Source organism: Streptomyces albus subsp. albus, from assembly GCF_000725885.1.
Lineage (GTDB): Bacteria > Actinomycetota > Actinomycetes > Streptomycetales > Streptomycetaceae > Streptomyces > Streptomyces albus.
Map to the genome: position 1 here is coordinate 110,161 of NZ_JODR01000009.1, position 16,961 is coordinate 127,121.

14 protein-coding genes are annotated in these 16,961 nt (G+C 72.3%); 3 read left to right on the top strand and 11 right to left on the bottom strand.

Annotation, left to right across the window (positions count from 1 at the left end):
• The first annotated feature begins 22 nt into the window (after positions 1 to 22).
• Positions 23 to 3,370, top strand: a complete 3,348-nt coding sequence (locus tag IO40_RS0111625) for a hypothetical protein (RefSeq protein WP_031175370.1) — start codon at positions 23 to 25, stop codon at positions 3,368 to 3,370.
• A gap of 144 nt (positions 3,371 to 3,514) precedes the next feature.
• Here IO40_RS0111625 and IO40_RS0111630 read toward each other — a convergent pair whose 3' ends face one another.
• Together IO40_RS0111630 and IO40_RS38730 are read right to left on the bottom strand one after the other, a co-directional pair.
• On the bottom strand, positions 3,515 to 4,252 hold the full coding sequence (locus IO40_RS0111630; protein ID WP_031175371.1) for a response regulator transcription factor: 738 nt from the start codon (positions 4,250 to 4,252) through the stop codon (positions 3,515 to 3,517).
• Between the two features lie 94 nt (positions 4,253 to 4,346).
• Positions 4,347 to 4,706 carry a phosphopantetheine-binding protein gene (locus IO40_RS38730; RefSeq protein ID WP_016472968.1) on the bottom strand — a complete coding sequence of 120 codons (360 nt, stop codon included), beginning with the start codon at positions 4,704 to 4,706 and terminating at the stop codon, positions 4,347 to 4,349.
• A gap of 36 nt (positions 4,707 to 4,742) precedes the next feature.
• Between IO40_RS38730 and IO40_RS38735 the strand changes: the two genes are divergently transcribed.
• Positions 4,743 to 5,048, top strand: a complete 306-nt coding sequence (locus IO40_RS38735; protein ID WP_016472969.1) for a hypothetical protein — start codon at positions 4,743 to 4,745, stop codon at positions 5,046 to 5,048.
• 115 nt (positions 5,049 to 5,163) lie between these two features.
• Here IO40_RS38735 and IO40_RS0111640 read toward each other — a convergent pair whose 3' ends face one another.
• The 4 genes from IO40_RS0111640 to IO40_RS0111655 all read right to left on the bottom strand — a co-directional run bounded on the left by IO40_RS0111640 (position 5,164) and on the right by IO40_RS0111655 (position 8,420).
• Positions 5,164 to 5,421: a hypothetical protein gene (locus IO40_RS0111640; protein WP_016472970.1), complete on the bottom strand. Its 258-nt coding sequence runs from the start codon at positions 5,419 to 5,421 to the stop codon at positions 5,164 to 5,166.
• A 487-nt stretch (positions 5,422 to 5,908) separates the two neighbouring features.
• The gene (locus IO40_RS0111645) at positions 5,909 to 6,445 is read right to left on the bottom strand and encodes a dihydrofolate reductase (protein ID WP_030409143.1); all 537 of its coding nucleotides are present in this window, start codon (positions 6,443 to 6,445) and stop codon (positions 5,909 to 5,911) included.
• Positions 6,446 to 6,530: 85 nt separating this feature from the next.
• Positions 6,531 to 7,328: a thymidylate synthase gene (locus IO40_RS0111650; protein WP_031031470.1), complete on the bottom strand. Its 798-nt coding sequence runs from the start codon at positions 7,326 to 7,328 to the stop codon at positions 6,531 to 6,533.
• A gap of 330 nt (positions 7,329 to 7,658) precedes the next feature.
• Entirely contained in the window at positions 7,659 to 8,420 is a 762-nt protein-coding gene (locus IO40_RS0111655) for an SDR family oxidoreductase (RefSeq protein WP_016472973.1), read from the bottom strand.
• Between the two features lie 190 nt (positions 8,421 to 8,610).
• Between IO40_RS0111655 and IO40_RS0111660 the strand changes: the two genes are divergently transcribed.
• Positions 8,611 to 9,483, top strand: a complete 873-nt coding sequence (locus IO40_RS0111660; protein ID WP_016472974.1) for a helix-turn-helix transcriptional regulator — start codon at positions 8,611 to 8,613, stop codon at positions 9,481 to 9,483.
• Between the two features lie 130 nt (positions 9,484 to 9,613).
• Here the strand turns inward: IO40_RS0111660 and IO40_RS0111665 are convergent, their stop codons facing one another.
• The 5 genes from IO40_RS0111665 to IO40_RS0111690 all read right to left on the bottom strand — a co-directional run bounded on the left by IO40_RS0111665 (position 9,614) and on the right by IO40_RS0111690 (position 16,956).
• Positions 9,614 to 10,750 (bottom strand): hypothetical protein, encoded by a 1,137-nt coding sequence (locus IO40_RS0111665; RefSeq protein ID WP_137017282.1) that lies wholly within the window; start codon positions 10,748 to 10,750, stop codon positions 9,614 to 9,616.
• A 171-nt stretch (positions 10,751 to 10,921) separates the two neighbouring features.
• Positions 10,922 to 11,317 carry an Imm7 family immunity protein gene (locus IO40_RS0111675; RefSeq protein ID WP_030409147.1) on the bottom strand — a complete coding sequence of 132 codons (396 nt, stop codon included), beginning with the start codon at positions 11,315 to 11,317 and terminating at the stop codon, positions 10,922 to 10,924.
• A 130-nt stretch (positions 11,318 to 11,447) separates the two neighbouring features.
• Positions 11,448 to 12,074 carry a hypothetical protein gene (locus IO40_RS0111680; RefSeq protein ID WP_016472977.1) on the bottom strand — a complete coding sequence of 209 codons (627 nt, stop codon included), beginning with the start codon at positions 12,072 to 12,074 and terminating at the stop codon, positions 11,448 to 11,450.
• Positions 12,074 to 16,402 (bottom strand): DUF6531 domain-containing protein, encoded by a 4,329-nt coding sequence (locus IO40_RS39405; protein WP_234336579.1) that lies wholly within the window; start codon positions 16,400 to 16,402, stop codon positions 12,074 to 12,076. The genes IO40_RS0111680 and IO40_RS39405 overlap by 1 nt, the downstream gene beginning before the upstream one ends.
• Positions 16,399 to 16,956 carry a hypothetical protein gene (locus IO40_RS0111690; RefSeq protein WP_031175374.1) on the bottom strand — a complete coding sequence of 186 codons (558 nt, stop codon included), beginning with the start codon at positions 16,954 to 16,956 and terminating at the stop codon, positions 16,399 to 16,401. Before IO40_RS0111690 ends, IO40_RS39405 begins: the two co-directional genes overlap by 4 nt.
• Positions 16,957 to 16,961: the final 5 nt, after the last annotated feature.

Genomic DNA, 16,961 nt, shown 5'->3' on the forward strand with positions numbered 1-16,961 from the left:
CGAACTCGCCACGTGGGACGGAGTGGCGGCACGCGACCTCGACCGGTTCCACACGGTGGTGCTCGCCCGCAGCCAGGGCCCGGAGGACGGCCACGGCGACGTGCACAGCGGCATCCACCCGCAGCTCGCCACGGACATCCGCAAACTCGCCAAGGCGGCCGGCCTCGATGCGGACGAGGAACTGGCCACCATGATGGAGGGGCTGCTGGCACAGGGCGGCATCTCGCTGAGCGACACCCGGTTCTGGGCCCAGTGCTGCAAGGGCCGCGCCCTCGACCTGCTGGTCGAGCGGTGCCCCGGGACGGTCCGCACCGCCGTGCTGGCCCTGCGTCCGCGTGGCTACGACTCCGGCGGCGAGGCGGAGTTGTGGCAGACGCTGCTGACGCGCACCGGGACTCTCGCGCAACTGCGCGGCGAACTCCCCGGGCTGCCGCACGGTGCGGCGGCGGCCTGGCTCACCGACTGCGTCAACGCCCCGCCGCCACGCAACCAGGGGCCGTGGCCCGTCCTTTACGAACTGGCCGGACAGATCGCCCCCCACCTCGCCGCCGAGGGCGTCCCGGTCGAGTTCCGGCAATGGGAGGACCGCCACTGGAAAAGCAAGCAGCGCGTCCCGCTCGACCTGATCGACGTGCTCCTGGAGCACGGCGTCGAGGTCGACGACCCGCCCGAGCGCCTCGCCGACACCGCACCGTACGACCTGCTCGTCTCCCGCCGCCCCGAGCTGCGCCATCTGCTGGCCCACGAGGGCTTCCGGCGGGAGGTCCGCGCCTGGATGCGGGCCGACCTGGACATGACGGTCGGCGACGGCACGGCGGCCGACGGCATGTCGTCCAACAGGTGGTACAACCCGCACGAGACCAAGGGCTGGTCCGGTGTGCACCACCTGTACGCCACCTGGGTCGGTCACGAGGAGCTGCGCGCGTGGTGCGCGCGCGAACGGGAACGGCTGCGCTCGGGCCTCGACTTCGACGGGCTCGTCCTGCTCCTGGGCCGGTTCGTGCACGTCGGTGGCGCGGTCGACGCGCTGCTCAAGGACGCGGAGGCGGCCCGCGAGGTCGCGGCCGTGGACGTCGTCGGCCTGCTGATGCCCGAACTGCCCGTGCGGCTGGACCGGGAGCGGGTGGAGCAGACCATCGCCAAGGTGGAGCCCTCCTACGTCAGCCGGCGCGACGGTGTCACGGGCAAGAACTACACCCTCCTCCGTGCGGAACTGCCCGAATTCGCCCACGGCACCACCTGGCCGGAGGCGGGCGAGACCTTCCACCGGCTCGCCTATCTGCTGGTGATGGCGGCCAACTGTCTCGACGGTCAGGCCCGTCTGGTGCACCGCTTCACACCCGCCACCCCGGGCGCTCACGCTCAGGAGCCCCCCGCTTCCTGGCGGACCCTCGCCGCGCGGCTGACCGAGCTGGCGACCGGTGACACCCCGCCCTGGGACGGCGATCCGGAACAGGGCGGCGGGGAACCGGACGACGCCTGGCGGGGGCTGCGCATCGTGCACTTCCACGGACACGCCGAGGCCGAGGCGCTCCGCATCGCGGGCGGTCTGCTGGGCAACCCCGCCAAGGGTGCGGCGGAGCTGGCGGAGTACGCCGCCTGCCCGTACGCCACCCCGGCGGGCGAGTGGCGGATCGTCGAGTACGACGCCTCGTCCACCACCCCGCGCAGCCGGTGGGCCAGGTGGTACACCCGGCCGATCCGCACCGCCACCTCGGCCGCGCTGCTCCTCTCGGAGCGCGCGTCGGGCGCCGCGTACCGGCAGGACGTCCCGCTGCGCGTGCTGGAGTACGCGCCCGGGGGCGCCTTCCCGGACGAGGGCCCCCTGGCCGCCGCCGGCCTGCGCCCCGCCCGGACCCAGGTGCTGGCAGCCGCCCGCCCCGGAAGCTGGTACACGCGCTTCGCCGCGCTGATCGACCGGCACGGCCCCGTCCCGGCCCGCCCCGAACGGGCCGCCGGTCTCGCCGCACGGACCGGGCTGTCGGTCGCCGAGGCCACCCTCGTGCTGCGCGGCTGTCTGCCCTGCGCGCCCCACCAGGACCTCGGCCGCGACCTCCCCGGCCACGCGGGCCGCTACGGCAGGGACAAGTGGAAGGTGCGCGACAAGGAGATCGAACGGGCCGGGGACGGCCTGCATTTCCTCACCCCCGCGCACCTGCGCACCCTGTACGGCAAGCTCCTGCCCGACGACCCCGAGCGGCTGTGGACCGAGGGCCAGGACGTGGACCGCGCGGTCGAGTGGTGGCGTGCCGAGTTCGGCGAGCCCCTGCCCGTGCCGCACGAGCTGACGCCGCTCGCGGCCAGGGAGATCGCCGCACCGGAGGGTGAGCACGCGCGGCGCAAGGAGCACACCGGCGAGGAGAACTCCTTCCGGTGGCCGCGCCAGGAGAAGCGCTCCTCCTGGTGGCCGGCCCTGCGCCGCCCCGCCCTTCTCGGCCGGCTCGCCCTGGGCGACGGCTGCCTGGGCCCCGACACCCCGCAGGCCCCCCACCCCGGGCTGCTCGGTCTGCCCCGCATCGCCGCGTGGGCGGCCTACCGCTCCCCGGCCGGCGCCCCTCTGCGCGCGGCAGCCGGCGCGGCGGTGGCCCGGCTCCGCGCCGAGCTGGCCGCCGGTCCCGGACCGCTGCGGGTCTTCTCCCTCCAGAGCAACTACCTGATGGGCGCCCCGCCCTCGACCGCGCCCCTCACCGCGCACCCGGCCGTCACCGTCGCGGACGACGAGACGTATGCGATGCGGCACGTCCGCGTGGACCCGGCACAGCTGGCGGGCCCCGACGACCCGGTGCTCCGGGCGCTCGACGACTATCTGGAGGGCCTCTACCCCTCCCAGTGGCTGCCCGCTCCCTCCGGCCTGCCCGCCCTCGCGGACCTGCGGCTGCTGCTGAGCGAGGACTTCGCGGCCCTGGGCGCCCATCTGGAGGCCGACCGGGACCTGCCAGCAGGCTGGGAGCAGCACCCTGCCCGTTCGGTCCCGCATCTGGTGGAGCGGTGTGCGCGGCACCACGGTCTGGGCGAGGACGCGGCGGCGCTCTACTTGATGCTGCTGGCCCTCCCCGACCCGACCGACCGGCGGGTGAAGGAGTGGACGGGCTGGAAGCCGGCCCGTTTCAAGGCGGCGACCGCCGAGTTGGCCGCCACCCCCTTGGTCGTCCGCGCCTCCCGGGCCCGGGCGGGCCGCGCCCTGTTCGTCCCCGGCCCCTGGCAGGAGCGCCCGGCGCCGAACCTCCCGCTGGAGGCCGCGAAGCTCGCCCTGCTGCCCCCGCTCGGCAGCCGCCGCGCGGCCGGCCATCTGGCAGCGGTGCCCGCGGTGCCGGTACCGCTGCTCTTCGAACGGGCCTGGGAGAGGGCGGTGCCCCCGGCCGCCCGCTGAGGGCCTCCCCGCGGGCGGGAGGGGCGGCGGGGCCGTGCGGCGGGGAACGGCGGCGGGGCCGTGCGGCGGGGGACGGCGGCAGGAATGCGGCGGGCGGGCCGGGCACGTGGTCGCGGCGCGGCCCCGCAGCCCGGCCGGCGGTCCCTAGGCGACCCGGGTCAGCATGGGGCGCCGCAGTTCGGGCCGGATGGCCACCGGCTGCTCGGCCGGCTGCCGCCGTTCGGCGAGGTACCGCAGGACGGCGAGCACTCTGCGGTTGTCGCTCGGGCTGCCGGGGATGTCCAGCTTGTCGAAGACGGCGGCGACCCGCTTCTCCACCGTTCCCTGCGAGACGACGAGCCGTTCGGCGATCGCGCTGTTGGTGCGGCCCTGCGCCATGAGGGAGAGCACGTCCATCTCGCGCGGGCTCAGGGCGGCCAGCCCGTGCGGCGGGTCCTGGCCGCTCCGCCCCGCGGTGCTGCCCGCGGCCAGCGCGCCGACCAGGCGCGGATCGACGACGGTGCCGCCCACCGCGACGCGGGTCAGGGACTCCAGCAGTTCGTCGGCGTCGGTGATCCGGTCCTGGACGAGATAGCCGAGGCCGGAGCCGTCGTCGGTGAAGAGCCGGGCGACGTGCCGCGGGGCGGGGGACGCGGAGAAGAGGAGCACGCCCGTGCCGGGGTGCCGGCGGCGTGCGTGGAGGGCGGCGGTCACGCCCTCGTCGGTCCAGGTCGGCGCGAGCCGGACGTTGGTGACGAGGACGTCGGGTCGGTGGGTGGCGATCAGCGCGGGCAGCACCCTGGCGTCGTGCACGGCCGCGGCCAGTTCGTGGCCCCGGGCGTCGAGCACGTGCGCCAGACCCGCCCGCAGGATGGCGGAGCCTTCGGCGATGACGAGACGCATCGTGGATCACTTCCTTGACCGGGGCCGGGAGGGGGCGGCGGGGCTCGCTCGGCCCCCTCCGCACGAGGGGGCGACGCGCAAGGTCGTCGGCATCTCAGCCCCCCGCCCCCGGGCCGGCCGCCGCCGCGGCGGGGGCCGCAGCGGCGGGAACGGGGCCGGTCGCGTTCCGGGACTCCAGCAGTCCCGCCTGCTCGGCGAGGACCGGCGTCCGTGCGAACTCGTCGACGCTCAGCCGGTGCCCGAGCGCGAGCACGAGCCGTACGGCGGCCCGCGAGGTGCCGCCGATCTCGAAGAAGTTGTCGGTGCGTCCGATCCGCCCGGCCGGTACGCCGAGCACCCCCGCCCACAGTGCGGCGAGCCGCTGCTCGCCGGGGGTGAGCGGGCCGCCGCGCTCCTCGGTGTCCCGCTCGGCCCCGGCCCGGCCGTAGCGGCCGGACTCCACGTCGCCGGTCATGCGCGTCGCCTCCCTTGGTTCGTTCCGTGCAACAAGGTGCTCGCCGAACTCGACAAGCTGGAGTTCGGCAGCGAGAGGTTCACCCGCCTGCTGGCGGAGTTCGAACAGTCCGTCGGCGAGCACGCCGACCACGAGGAGCGGGAGGAGTTCCCCGCCCTGCGCAGCCGGCTCAGCCAGGAGGAGCGCACCACGATGGGCCGCCGGCTGCTGGCCGTGGAGAAGGCGGCACCCACCCGGCCCCACCCGACCGCGGCCGGTTCCCCCGCCCTCCAGTGGACGGCGGGCCCCCTCGCCTCCGTCCTCGACCGCGCCCGGGACGCGGTGACCTCGACGGGGAAGTGACCCCCGCCCCGCCCTTCCGCCCCGGGCCCCCGGCACCGTGACAGGGCCCCGGCCGCTGGGTACCCGGGGCGGCATGATGAAGCGCGCACTGTGCCAGGGGCTCGCGGCCGGCGCCTCAGACCCCCAGCGCGGCGTCGGCCGTCATCGGCGCGTCCTCCTGCGGCCCGCTCTCCGCGAGGTAGCTGCGCCACGAGCCGAGGTCCAGCACCACGCCGACGGCGAGAGCAAGGGCGCCCAGCACATCGGCCGGCCGCACCCCGGGCCGCCGCCCGCCACGGGAGTTCCGGTGCTTCTCGTCGACGTCGCCGTCACCGTGCTCACCCTGCGGCGTCCGCTCCACGCCCTCGTAACCCGGCTGACCCACTGCTCTCACCTGCCTCGTCCTTGCTCCTCGCCCACGGCCACCGCACCCACGTCCTACGGGCCCCGCGCCGCACCGGCCGGTCCCCAGGTGTGATGCGTCCCCGGGCGCCAAAGTTCACGGCGCCGGCCGGTGCGCACGCCGGGGGCGAACGGACGGGAACGAACGGGGATGGACTGGGTTGGACTGGGGCGGACCCGGCACCTGCCGCCCGGCCAGAACCGCTCCGCGCTCTCCGCGATACGGGCTCGCGGCGAATCCCCCGCACCTTTTCGGTCCAGGTCCACAGCGGGAAGTCCGGTCCGGGGCAGCGCCAGTTCCGCTGGCGGCATCGCACCCGCTGACCGCGACACGGAAGCGCGCGTCGGGCACCACCTGGACACGGCATGCGCGGCCGGCCGCCCAGGGGCCACCGGCTCTCAACGGGGAGACCACCGGTTCTCAGGGGGAAACCCGAGAGGGACGAGCGGCGACGCTCGAACGCCCGCGCGGCAGGCGGTCAGCGCCGGGCGGCGCCCTCGGCGTCCTGCCCCCGGCTGTACCTGCGGATGCGGTAGCGCAGCCCCGACGTGGAGGACCGCCAGCCGCTGTCCTCCGCGAGCTGCCACGTCCCGTCCGGCGACGGCGCGTACGTGTCGCCGGCCACCGCCGCATCGACCTCGGTCACCATGAGCGTCGTGGCGAACTCCAGGGCCGCCCGGTAGACCTCTCCGCCGCCGATCACCCACACCTCGTCGGCGGCGCCGCCCTCGCGGGACGGTCCGGCCGCGCGTTCCAGTGCCTCCTCGACGGACGCCGCCGACTCCGCGCCCTCGGCCGCCCAACGGGGGTTGCGGGTCACCACGATGTTGCGCCTGCCGGACAGGGGCCGGAAACGCGGCGGCAGCGAGTCCCACGTCCGGCGGCCCATCACCACCGGATGACCGAGCGTGGTGGCCTTGAAGTGGGCCATGTCCTCCGGGAGCCTCCACGGGATCCCGTTGTCGGCACCGATGACACCGTCCGGGGTCTGTGCCCAGATCAGCCCGACGTCCACCCGGTCCGGCCCCACGCTCACAGCCCCCACGTCCACACGTCCACACGTTCCTCCCGGTCCGCCCGCGCGCCGCTCCGCCCGGTGTTCACACCGCGACCGGGGCCTTGATGGCCGGATGGTGCCGGTAGTCGAGCATCTCCACGTCCGAGTACGCGTAGTCGAAAAGCGACTCCGCCCGGCGCAGCCGCAGCCGGGGGAACGGGAACACGCTGCGCGACAGCTGCTCCGTGACCTGCTCGACGTGGTTGTCGTAGATGTGGCAGTCCCCGCCGGTCCACACGAAGTCCCCCGGCGTCAGACCGACTTGCTGCGCCACCATGTGGGTGAGCAGCGCATAGCTGGCGATGTTGAACGGGACGCCGAGGAACAGGTCCGCACTGCGCTGGTACAGCTGGCAGGAGAGCTTCCCGTCGGCGACGTAGAACTGGAACAAGGCGTGGCACGGCGCGAGCGCCATCTCGGGCAGCTCCGCCACGTTCCACGCGGAGACGAGCATCCGGCGGGAGTCCGGGTCGCGGCGCAGCGTGTCGAGGACTTCGCTGATCTGGTCGATGTGCCGGCCGTCGGGGGCGGGCCACGACCTCCACTGCGCGCCGTAGACCGGGCCGAGGTCGCCGTTCGCATCGGCCCACTCGTCCCAGATCGTGACGCCGTGCTCGCGCAGCCAGCCGACGTTCGAGTCGCCCCGCAGGAACCACAGCAGCTCGTACACGACGGACTTCAGGTGCACCTTCTTCGTGGTGACCAGCGGGAACCCCTGCGTCAGGTCGTACCGCAACTGGTGTCCGAAGACACTCCGGGTGCCGGTCCCCGTCCGGTCGGCCTTGGCCGTCCCGGAGTCGAGCACCAACCGCAACAGGTCTTCGTACTGGGTGTCCACCACGTCCGCCGAGTCTAGTGGCAGCCCCTCGGCCGGCCGACGCCCGCCTGGGGGCGTGACCCGGGTGGCCGGAGAAGTCCGGGCCCCGCCCGGGGCCGGCGCGGCGGCGGGCTCCGGCCGGCGAGGTCCGGGCTGGTCAGTGGGTCCGCCGTGGAGCTCAAGGCACTCACGGAGTGGCCGGTGGAGCAGCACCACGAAGACGTCCTCGCCGCCCGCGAGGAAGCCGCACGCGACGCATACGACAACCGCGCCGGGGAGCATCAGCGCGGCAACGGCCGGACGGACGGGCCGGGCACGCGGGGCCGCCCCGCAGGCCCGGCGCCGCCCGCGGGGTCACCCCTGGCGGCCCGGCAGCATGGCCAGGGCGCGGGAGCGCTGTGCGACGAGTTCGTCGTACGTGCCGTCCCGCTCGGCCCAGCGGTGCATGCGCACGCCTTCCACGAGGATCTCCCGCGGGGTGGGCTCCTGGGCGAGCAGCTCCATGGCCTCGGTGGCGAAGTCGTCGAGCGGCAGTGCGTGCGGATTCACCTTCTCCTGCCCCGCGGTGGCGACGGCCGGGGGCACCAGTTCCACGACGCCGACGCCCGTGCCGTCGAGCTGCGCACGCAACGCCTCCGAGTAGGCGTGCACCGCGCTCTTCGAGGCCGCGTAGCCGGGCATGGGCGGGAACGGCAGGAAGGCGATGCCGGAGGTCACGGTGACGAACGTGCCGGCACCCCGTCGCACCAGGTGCGGGGTGAAGGCGTCGAGGACCCGGATCGTGCCGAGCAGGTTGGTGTCGATCGTCGTCTCCGTCACCTCGAAGTGCGCGGGGTCGAGCAGGTCCTCCATCGACATGACGCCCGACATCGTGATCACGGTGTCCAGCTCGGGGTACCGGTCGAGCACCGCGTCACGGGCGGCGGCGACCGAGGCACGGTCGGTGACGTCGACACCGACCGTGCCGAACCCCTCCCCGGCGAGTTCCGCGAGCGCCTCCTGGTTGCGCCCGCCCACGGCGACGGTGCTGCCCGCCGCGGCGAACCTGCGGGCCAGCTCCCGCCCGATGCCGGAGGTCCCGCCGACGACGAGAACGGTGCGGTTGGAAACATCCACGGCGTTTTCCCTTCGGACCGGCCCCGACGCCGCCGGCCTGCCGGCCGCGTATCGGGGCAGTGTGTTCCGCCTCTTGCCGAGAGGCACCACCGCAGCCTGGGCGAGGCCCGCCCGGCCAGGGAGGGCCCCCGTTCTCCCTGGTCCTGACAGGGCCCCCGCAGCACCGCGCCCACCGCGTTACGGTGACGGCATGAGCGGTGCGGAAACCGGCAACCGGCTGGGCGACTACCTCCGTGCGCGGCGCGGACTGGTCACCCCGGCACAGGCCGGGCTCCCGTCCGGGGGCAACCGCCGCGTACCCGGTCTGCGCCGCGAGGAAGTCGCCCTGCTCGCCGGGATCAGCCCCGACTACTACCTGCGCCTGGAGCGGGGCCGGGACAAGAACCCCTCGCCCCAGGTCCTCGACTCCCTCGCCCGCGTCCTGCGACTCGACGACGTCGAACGCACCTATCTGCTCGGTCTCGCCGCGGCCCGCCCCAGGGCCCCGCGCCGCAAGCGGCCCGAGCACGTACCGGCACGCGTGCACGAACTGCTCGCCCACCTCCAGCTCCCCGCCTTCGTCGAAGGACGCGCGTTCGACGTCCTGGCCGCGAACCGGATGGCCGTCGCGCTCTCCCCCCGGCTGCGGCCCGGCCACAACCGGCTGCGGTCCCTCCTCCTCGACCCCGAGGAGCAGTCCTTCCACCAGGACTGGCCGAAAGCCACCGCCGACTTCGTCGCCGCCCTCCGCACCACCATCGGCGACGACACGGACAACCCCCGCTTCGTCGAACTCGTCGGCGAACTCGCCCTGGCCAGCCAGCGGTTCCGCACCCTGTGGGCCCGCCACGACATCCGCCCCCTCGACGGTGGCACGACCACGGTCCACCATCCCGTCGTCGGAGAGCTGCGCCTCCACCGGGACAAGCTCCCCGTCGAGGACGTCATCCTCGTCGTCTACTACCCGGACAAGGACAGCGAGAGCGACGAGAAACTACGGCTCCTCGCCGCACTCCCCCACCCCGAACCCACCGGTACGACACCCGACACCCCGGCGGACGCCCCACCCCCGGCGAACCCCTGACACACCCCCGGCCCGCGCGGGGCCACCCCACAGGCCGACGGCCCCTCCCCGGCAACCAGGGCGGACGGGCACCACGGCTACTCACCGACGGGCGGGGACCACGGCTGGTCCCAGCAAGCAGGCCCCACGACTACTCCCGACGAGCAGGGGCAGGCCGGGGCTCCCCCTCGGCGACAGGTGGCTCGCCCGCAGCGGCGGGTGGCTCCCTGTCGGCAGCAGAAGGCTGTCCCTCGGCAACGGGCGGCTCGCCGCCGTCCCGGGCGAGATCGAGCAGGTCCCGGGCCCGCAGCAGCGGCTCCGAGGGCGCGCCCAGCTTCAGCGGGAGCACCAGGGTGACGACGGTCAGCGGAGCCACCGCCTCGCCGGGGACGCCCAGCGCGGAAAGCAGCCAGGCGAGGGCGGAGGCGAGCACGACACCGAGCACGGCCAGAAACCCCGCCCGCTTCCGGGACTCCCGCCGAGCCGCACGCGGCGAAGGCGAGGGCAGCGCACTCTCAGGAAGCAGATTCTGCGGGGTGCCGGCGCACAGCCCGTCCAGAACCGTGGCCAGTTTCCCGGCCAGCGCCTCGACGGCGTCCGGCTCCCCACTCCGTACCCGTTGGGCGTCCCCGCGCAGCGCGTCCCGGACCCGCTCGGCGTGCTCGACGGTCGCGGACCGCTCCTGCCGCAGGTGGTACTTCTGCGCGCGGTGCACCAGTACGGCGGCCACCCCGCCGACGGCACCGTCCAGCCGGGCGGGGCTCGCCTCTCCGCGCCGCACACGGTGGGCGGTGATCAGCGCGTTGCACACCATCCTGGTGACGGGAAGCCCCAGCCGGGGCCCGTAGACGCGGGCGGCACCCCCGACGGCGGTCAACATGAAGAGCAGCACGGCGGCGACGACGGTGGTGAGCGCACCGAACCCGCCGGCCTCCCCGTCCGCGGAGTGCGCGTCCAGCACGGTGCGGTCGAAGAGGAACAGCGCGGGACACCCGATGAGGACGACCGTCACGGTGGCCAGCACCTGGGCCTTCCACAACCGCCGGCGCAGCGCCTCACGACAGGCGAAGGGCAACCCGAACTCCGCCATGGCCGCCTCCACCCGGGGCAGGAGCCGCCACCGGCCCCGCACCGCACGCGGCGCACCCCGCCGCCCCAGCGCCCACACGCAGACCGCATACACCCACCGCACCAAGGTCGGCGCGACGATCACGCCGTAGAGGGCGCCCATGGCCATCCACGCGAGATCCCCCGCAAGCCGCTCCTCAACCCCTCCCACCTGACTCATCGGTCCCCCTCACTCCTGCAACGGCTCGTCCAAGCGGTCGGCCCGGACCGTCAGATCCTCCGCGAAACGATCCCAGCCGGGTCCGACAGAGAGAATGAGGTCCCGAATATCCACTTCGCTCACGACCACGGATCCAATCCAGAGCCATACATCCGCCGCGAAGAGGGGCGATCAGTCTTCGATGACCGGGCTGACCGGCGAGAGGAAAGGATCAAGACGGACATACAGTTCCCCCCTCGCCATCACGTGCACCCGAAACCCTCCCTGGCCTGGCGGGTCCTCCATGTCGCTGGAGCGCTCGTAGAGAAGGCCCCACGAGCCGGGGAAGCGCGTGGCGACATACCGCAGCAGGGCGTGGAGTTCCTCGGCCTCGTCCCGCCGCCGGTTGACCAGGCCATTGGCAACCAGGAAGTACTCCCCGTTGTGGACTTGCAAAGAGAGCTCCCCGGTGGCCCAATCGGTCTTCGCCACCTTCGCTCTCAAGTCACCGATTCCTGACTCCAGACTCCCGGCATCCGATTCCTCAGGGGACTCGGCGATCCCGAACCAGCCGTGAAACTCGTACATTGAGCCCTTACCCCTGTAGAGGCGTTGTGCCGATCACAGGTGCTTCACCGTAACGTTCACCGTATTCCTTCAAGTTTATGTTCACTCCGGGTCCCGGCTCACCGCCGGAATGAGGCAACGACGCCCAGAATCACCCCTGCTTCGACGGGCCATAGTTCGCAGTCAGGGTTGCGGCATACTCGTGCGGAACCTCCCGCTTGGCAAAGGTCAACGGTAGATAGGATTCCAGCGCCCCGGCAGCATCCAAAAAGGGGCCGAACCGTGAACGCCAATCATCTCGCGTCGCCGCATTGGGAAACCCCTGGAAAACCGCCACTTCAGGATCCCTCTCACCCCAGCACCCCCATTTCCCGGAGGGGCCGGTCAGCGCGATGACATTCGCCGAGATCGCCAGTGATCCCATGATGTCACCGTCAGGTTCATGACCGACAGCGTCCCAGTACTCGTCTTCCCCCGCCTCGACCGGCAGCGAAACCGCCGGATACATCCCGTAATCCGCAAGATAGAACGTCTCGCAGTCGGGCTCAAGAACCAGCAACTCGACCCGTGAATCACCGTGCCACCGAGCCATGGCACTGATCGCCGGCCAGAACTCCGGGGCAAGGACTACGTCGAACTCACAGAACAAAGAGTCTTCATTTCCCCCCCTGAAGACCTTCCCAGGCAATCGGGCGTCGAGATCGAAAGTGGCTGAGGCGTGGTAGCAAACTTCGCGATACCCTTCACCATCCGCGACGATCCAGTCACCCGATACCATCAGTCTTCCCCTAGTCTGATTTTTATGTCAGCCTTCTTTGACCCTGGATTATAGTAGTCCGCAGTCCACCCCTGGTGGCTATTCGCCTTCCCTCGAAGGAAATATCTTGCCCCATCCTTCTCGTACATGTGATTGGGACCTTTTTGGGTGTGCGTCCACCCGTTAGCTTCTAGATTCTTGCCGAATTCGACAGGACCCACATCCGTTGACTTGTTCAACATGCGAGCCCCGGGATCTGTGATGTCCTTGTATTCGGACGAGGGGGCGTCCCCACATCCGGCAAGACCAAGCGCGTCGGTCCAGTTGTGCGGATTGGTGACGTAGGCGGTGGGGTTCGGGGCAGGTACGAGCCCCAGCGGGTCCGGGGTGAGGAAACTGGCCGTCTCCGGGTCGTAGTACCGGAAGTAGTTGTAGTGAAGCCCCGATTCGGTGTCGGCGTACTGGCCGGGGAAGCGGAGGGGGCAGTCCGTCTCGGGGAGGGGGGTGCCCCAGAGGGTGGTGCGGGGCCGGCAGGTGACGTGGCCGTCGGGGGAGACGAGTTCCGTGGGCGTGCCCACGGTGTCCGTCACGATCGCGTGGAAGCGCGGTTCCCCCGCCAGGGGGTCGCGGTCCGTCTGGGCGAGGGGGCGGTGGGTGCCGGGGGCGTAATCCCAGGTCGTCGTGGAGCCGTCGGTGGCGGTCTGTTCGGTGACGCGTGTGCCGTCCCAGGTGAAGGTCACGGCGTGGTCTTCGGGGCCGGTTTTGGTGACGCGGCGGCCCAGCGGGTCGTAGGTGTAGTGCCACTCCTCGCCTTGGGGGTTGGTCAGCGAGACGAGACGGTTCTCGGCGTTCCAGGTGTAGGTCCAAGTGCGGGTCTGGCCGTTGAGGAGGCGGCGCGTCTTGCGGATCAGGCGGCCGGCCGCGTCGTGTTCGTAGTGGGTGCGGCCGGCCCGGTGGATCAGGGTGCCGGAGTGTTCGCGGGGGCCGGGCGTCGCGTGCCCGGGCGCCTGGGCGCTGGTCTGGTTGCCGGCGTGGTCGTAGGCGTAGCGCTCCGTCCAGCCGTGGGCCTGGACGCCGGTGACGCGTCCCACCGCGTCCAGGGCGAAGTGGCGGGTGCCGGTGGTGAGTTCCCGGATCTCGGTGACGTAGCCGTCGGGCCGGTAGGCGTAGGTGCGGTGCTGGAGTATCTCCTCGCCTGGTCCTTGGACGTGCTGCCGGGTGAGGCGGCCGTTCGCGTCCCAGCTCTGGCTCAGGCTGACGTCCTCCGTCAGTTCGCGGTGTGTCTCGCGGCCGGCCGCGTCGTGGGTGAAGGAGAGGGCGCCGCCGTCGGTGGTGAGGGAGAGCGGGCGGTCGGCCGCGTCGTATTCCCAGGTGGAGGTGTGTCCGGACGGTGTGGTGCGGCTGGTGCGGCGGCCGGCCGCGTCGTAGGTGCAGGACACCGTCCGGCCGTTGACCGTCTCGGCGAGGATCCGGCCCAGCGCGTCGCGTTCGAGTGTGATCTCCGCCGCCGTGTTGGCCGTACGGACCAGATCGCCTGCCGCGTCGTAGGTGTAGGTCGTCACCTCGCCGCTGGTCTCGTCGCGCTGTTCGACGGGGCGGCCGAGCGGGTCGAGGGTGTGGACCAGCCTCTCGCCCAGTGCGTTGGCGCGTGCGACGAGGTCGCCTGCCGCGTTCAGTTCGTAGGTGTGACGTGCCCCGTTGAAGTCGGTCTCGGCGATCAGCCGGCCCGCCGGGTCGTACTCGTAGCTCCACGCCTTGCCCTGCGGGTTGGTGACCCGTACCAGCCGCAGTTCGGTGTCGTAGGTGAAGGCGTACTCCGCGCCGTCGGGGTCGGTGCGGGTGGCGGGGAGGTCGAAGTGGGTGTGGGTGTAGGAGGTGGTGTGGCCCGCGGCGTCGGTGTGGCGGACGAGGTTGCCCTCGCCGTCCCACTCCCAGGTCTCGCGGGTGCCGTCGGGGTTCTCGCGCCAGGCGGGTTTGCCCTCGATGGTCCAGCCGTGCCGGGTGGTGTGGCCGAGGGGATCGGTGAGGGCGGTGGGCCGCCCGTGGGGGCCGCGCTGGATGTGGGTGGTGTGGCCCAGGGGGTCGGTGAGGGCGATCGGGAGGCCGGCCGCGTTCGGGGTGACGGTCGTCGTACGGCCCAGCGGGTCGGTGATCCCGGTCAGATGCCCCGCGTCGTCGTACGCGTAGCGGGTGACCGCGCCGGCGGGGTCCGTGGTGGAGGTGCGGTTGCCCCGGTCGTCGTAGGTGTGGCGCCATACGCCCCCGTCGGGGTCGCGGATCTCCAGGGGGAGACAGTCGTCGTCGTGGACGGCGGTGAGCACGCTGCCGTCGGCCCGTTCGACCCGGACGGGGTTGCCGAGGTCGTCGTAGCTGTAGCGGGTGGTACGGCCCAGGGGGTCGGTGACGGCCACGGGGCGGCGGTTGGTCCCGTCCCACTCGGTGCGGGTCGTGTGGCCCAGGTTGTCCGTCTCCGAGACGACCTTGTACGCCTCGTTGTAGACGTACACCGACTCGTGCCCCAGGGAGTCGGTGTAGCGGGTGGTGCGCGCGGCCTCGTCGTAACGGAAGCGCCCGGAGAAGGTTCCGTCGGGGCCGACGGTGCGCAGCACCCGGCCGCGGTGGTCGTAGACGTAGCCGAACGCGGTGCCGTTGCGGTCGTGCCAGGAGGTGATGCGGTGCTGGTCGTCGTAGCGGAAGCGGAGCGGATCGCCCGTGGAGTTGATGATCTGGGCGAGATCGCCCGCCGCGTCGTAGGCGTACGAGACGAGAGTGGTGCTGCGCTGTCCGTCCTCCCCGTGCAGCAGACGCAGCCGGGTGATGCGCAGCAGTTCGGGATCGGTGTCCACGGCGATGCGGTAGCCGCCCGAGTGGGTGATCTCCTGCGGGGCGCCGTCCGCGTCGTACAGGAAGTCGATGCGGTTGCCCGCCCGGTCGGTGATCGCCGAGAGGGCCAGTTCCGGTCCGCCGGCGGGCAGCGGCGCGAAGTGCAGCGTGCGGTTGCGCTCCGGGGCGCTGATGGTCATGGTGCTGTCCGGCTTGCCGTCCCAGCACAGCGGCCAGCGGGGGCCGCTGGCCGGCAGCGTGGGCACGTCCGGCTCGGGGACGGGATAGGTCAGCACCATCCCGTCGTCGGCGATGTAGACGACGCCCTTGTCGTCCAGTTCCAGCCGCTGGTCCAGCGTTGCGGCCCAGGTGGGGCCGAACCAGCCGCCGCACGGGTGCCCCGAGACGTAGTGCCGCTCCAGTACGAGCGGGAGAGCGCCGGGCAGCCGGACATCCGTCGCCGAGGTGAACATCTCCCCGGTGGCGACGTCCACCGGCTCGTTGACACCGCACTTCTCGCCCGTGCACTTGTCGTGCTTGTGCGGCTCCCCGTCCGCGCGCCGGCGCCCGCTGCCGTCCCTGCGCAGCTTCTGCTCGCGGGCGGCCAGCCGCCGGGCGGCGTCCTTGGCGGTGGAGGCGCCCCTGCGCAGGGCGGACCCGCCGCCGGTGGCCAGGGCGAGCAGCAGGTCGGGCGTGAGCTGGCCGGCCGCGCGGGCGGGATTGCGCTGCCATTCGTCCCAGTTGAGGGCGGCCTTGGCGAACTCCTTCGGATGCTCCTGCGCGTAGACGATGCCGTCGGCCATCCCGGCGAGCTGCATGGACCAGCCGCCGAAGCCGTCCTCCAGCAGGTACTCGCCCTGCTTGTACAAGCCGCGCGCGGTGTCCCCGAAGCCGTAGAGGAAGTTCTCCCCCTCCTCGTGGACGCGCGCCCACCCCTTGGGCGCGTCAGGAGCCTCCTCCGCCGCCGTCTGAAGCTTCTTCTTCGAGGTGTCGACCACGCCTTGGAGCTCCTCCTCCAAGGCGTCCAGGCGTCGGTAGCAGTCCGCCAGCGCGGCGACGCCCGGGTCCTCGTCCGGCGGCTTGTCCGGCAGGTCGTCGTCCTTGCGGTCCACGGCCGCGTTGTACTTCTCCACCTGCTTGGCGTACTTCGCGGACGCGGCACGGGCGGCGTCCGCGTCCGCGATGACCGGTTTGACGCGCTCGTGGACGGATCTCAGTTTGTCGGCGTAGGCGTCGAGCGCGTCGGCTGCCGAGTTGAAGTATTTGCGTGCCGCCGACAGCTCCCTCGGCAGCGCTTCGACGGCTTCCTCGAACGTCCGGGCGGCTGCGCCCGTCCACGGCATGCGGACGAGAACGCCCAGCTTGTCCTTGCCGTCGCCGAACGCCCCCGCGTAGGCCCGCAGCTTGACGACCAAGTCGTCGATCTTGCCGGGGCTGCCGAAGATGACGTCGCCGGGCTTGGCGTGCGGGGGTATGCGCTCGCTGTTGCCGGGCCCGACACCGTCTGTCGCGTCCTTCGAGGTCATGCGATGCTGCCCCCGTCGTCCCTGGGCTCCCAGTCGATGACCTGGTCATCGCCCAGGCGGCGGATGCGGGGCGCCTCCTTCGGCTTCGGCTCCTCGTCCCACTGCTCCTGGAGACTCTTCGGCGCCGGGTCGAACTTCCCCCGGTGGCCTTCCCTCCAGACTTCGAGCCCGTGGTCACCGGCGGGTAGCTTGGCCATGTTGTCCTCGGTCGGGGAGAAGTCCTTGATCCGCAACAGATCGGCCATGACGTAGGCGGACAGCACCTGCCGCAACGTCACGAGGATGTCGTCGGTGTGCTGGGCGATGCGGCCCATGCCGAAGCCCCACTTGGAGAGGACGTCCTTGGCGGGCTTCTCGATGTCGACCGTGGCCGCGAAATCGATCTCGCCGGCCATCTTCTTCCAGTCGTCCTTGATCTTGTGAGCCGCGACGACGGACTCCTCCAGCGGCGTCATCACCTTGCGGACCTCGGCGATCTCCACCGCGTATCCCTCGCCCGGCGCCGGCCCCTTCCCGCCGGCCGCACCCTTGCCGTCCCCGCCGTCCCCTGCCACGTCTG

Excerpts from the sequence above, each read along its gene's own strand:
- IO40_RS0111630 (WP_031175371.1), bottom strand. The coding sequence starts at position 4,252 with ATGCGTCTCGTCATCGCCGAAGGCTCCGCCATCCTGCGGGCGGGTCTG.
- IO40_RS38730 (WP_016472968.1), bottom strand. The coding sequence starts at position 4,706 with ATGACCGGCGACGTGGAGTCCGGCCGCTACGGCCGGGCCGGGGCCGAG.
- IO40_RS0111660 (WP_016472974.1), top strand. The coding sequence starts at position 8,611 with ATGAGCGGTGCGGAAACCGGCAACCGGCTGGGCGACTACCTCCGTGCG.
- IO40_RS0111665 (WP_137017282.1), bottom strand. The coding sequence starts at position 10,750 with ATGAGTCAGGTGGGAGGGGTTGAGGAGCGGCTTGCGGGGGATCTCGCG.
- IO40_RS0111675 (WP_030409147.1), bottom strand. The coding sequence starts at position 11,317 with ATGTACGAGTTTCACGGCTGGTTCGGGATCGCCGAGTCCCCTGAGGAA.
- IO40_RS0111680 (WP_016472977.1), bottom strand. The coding sequence starts at position 12,074 with ATGGTATCGGGTGACTGGATCGTCGCGGATGGTGAAGGGTATCGCGAA.
- IO40_RS39405 (WP_234336579.1), bottom strand. The coding sequence starts at position 16,402 with ATGACCTCGAAGGACGCGACAGACGGTGTCGGGCCCGGCAACAGCGAG.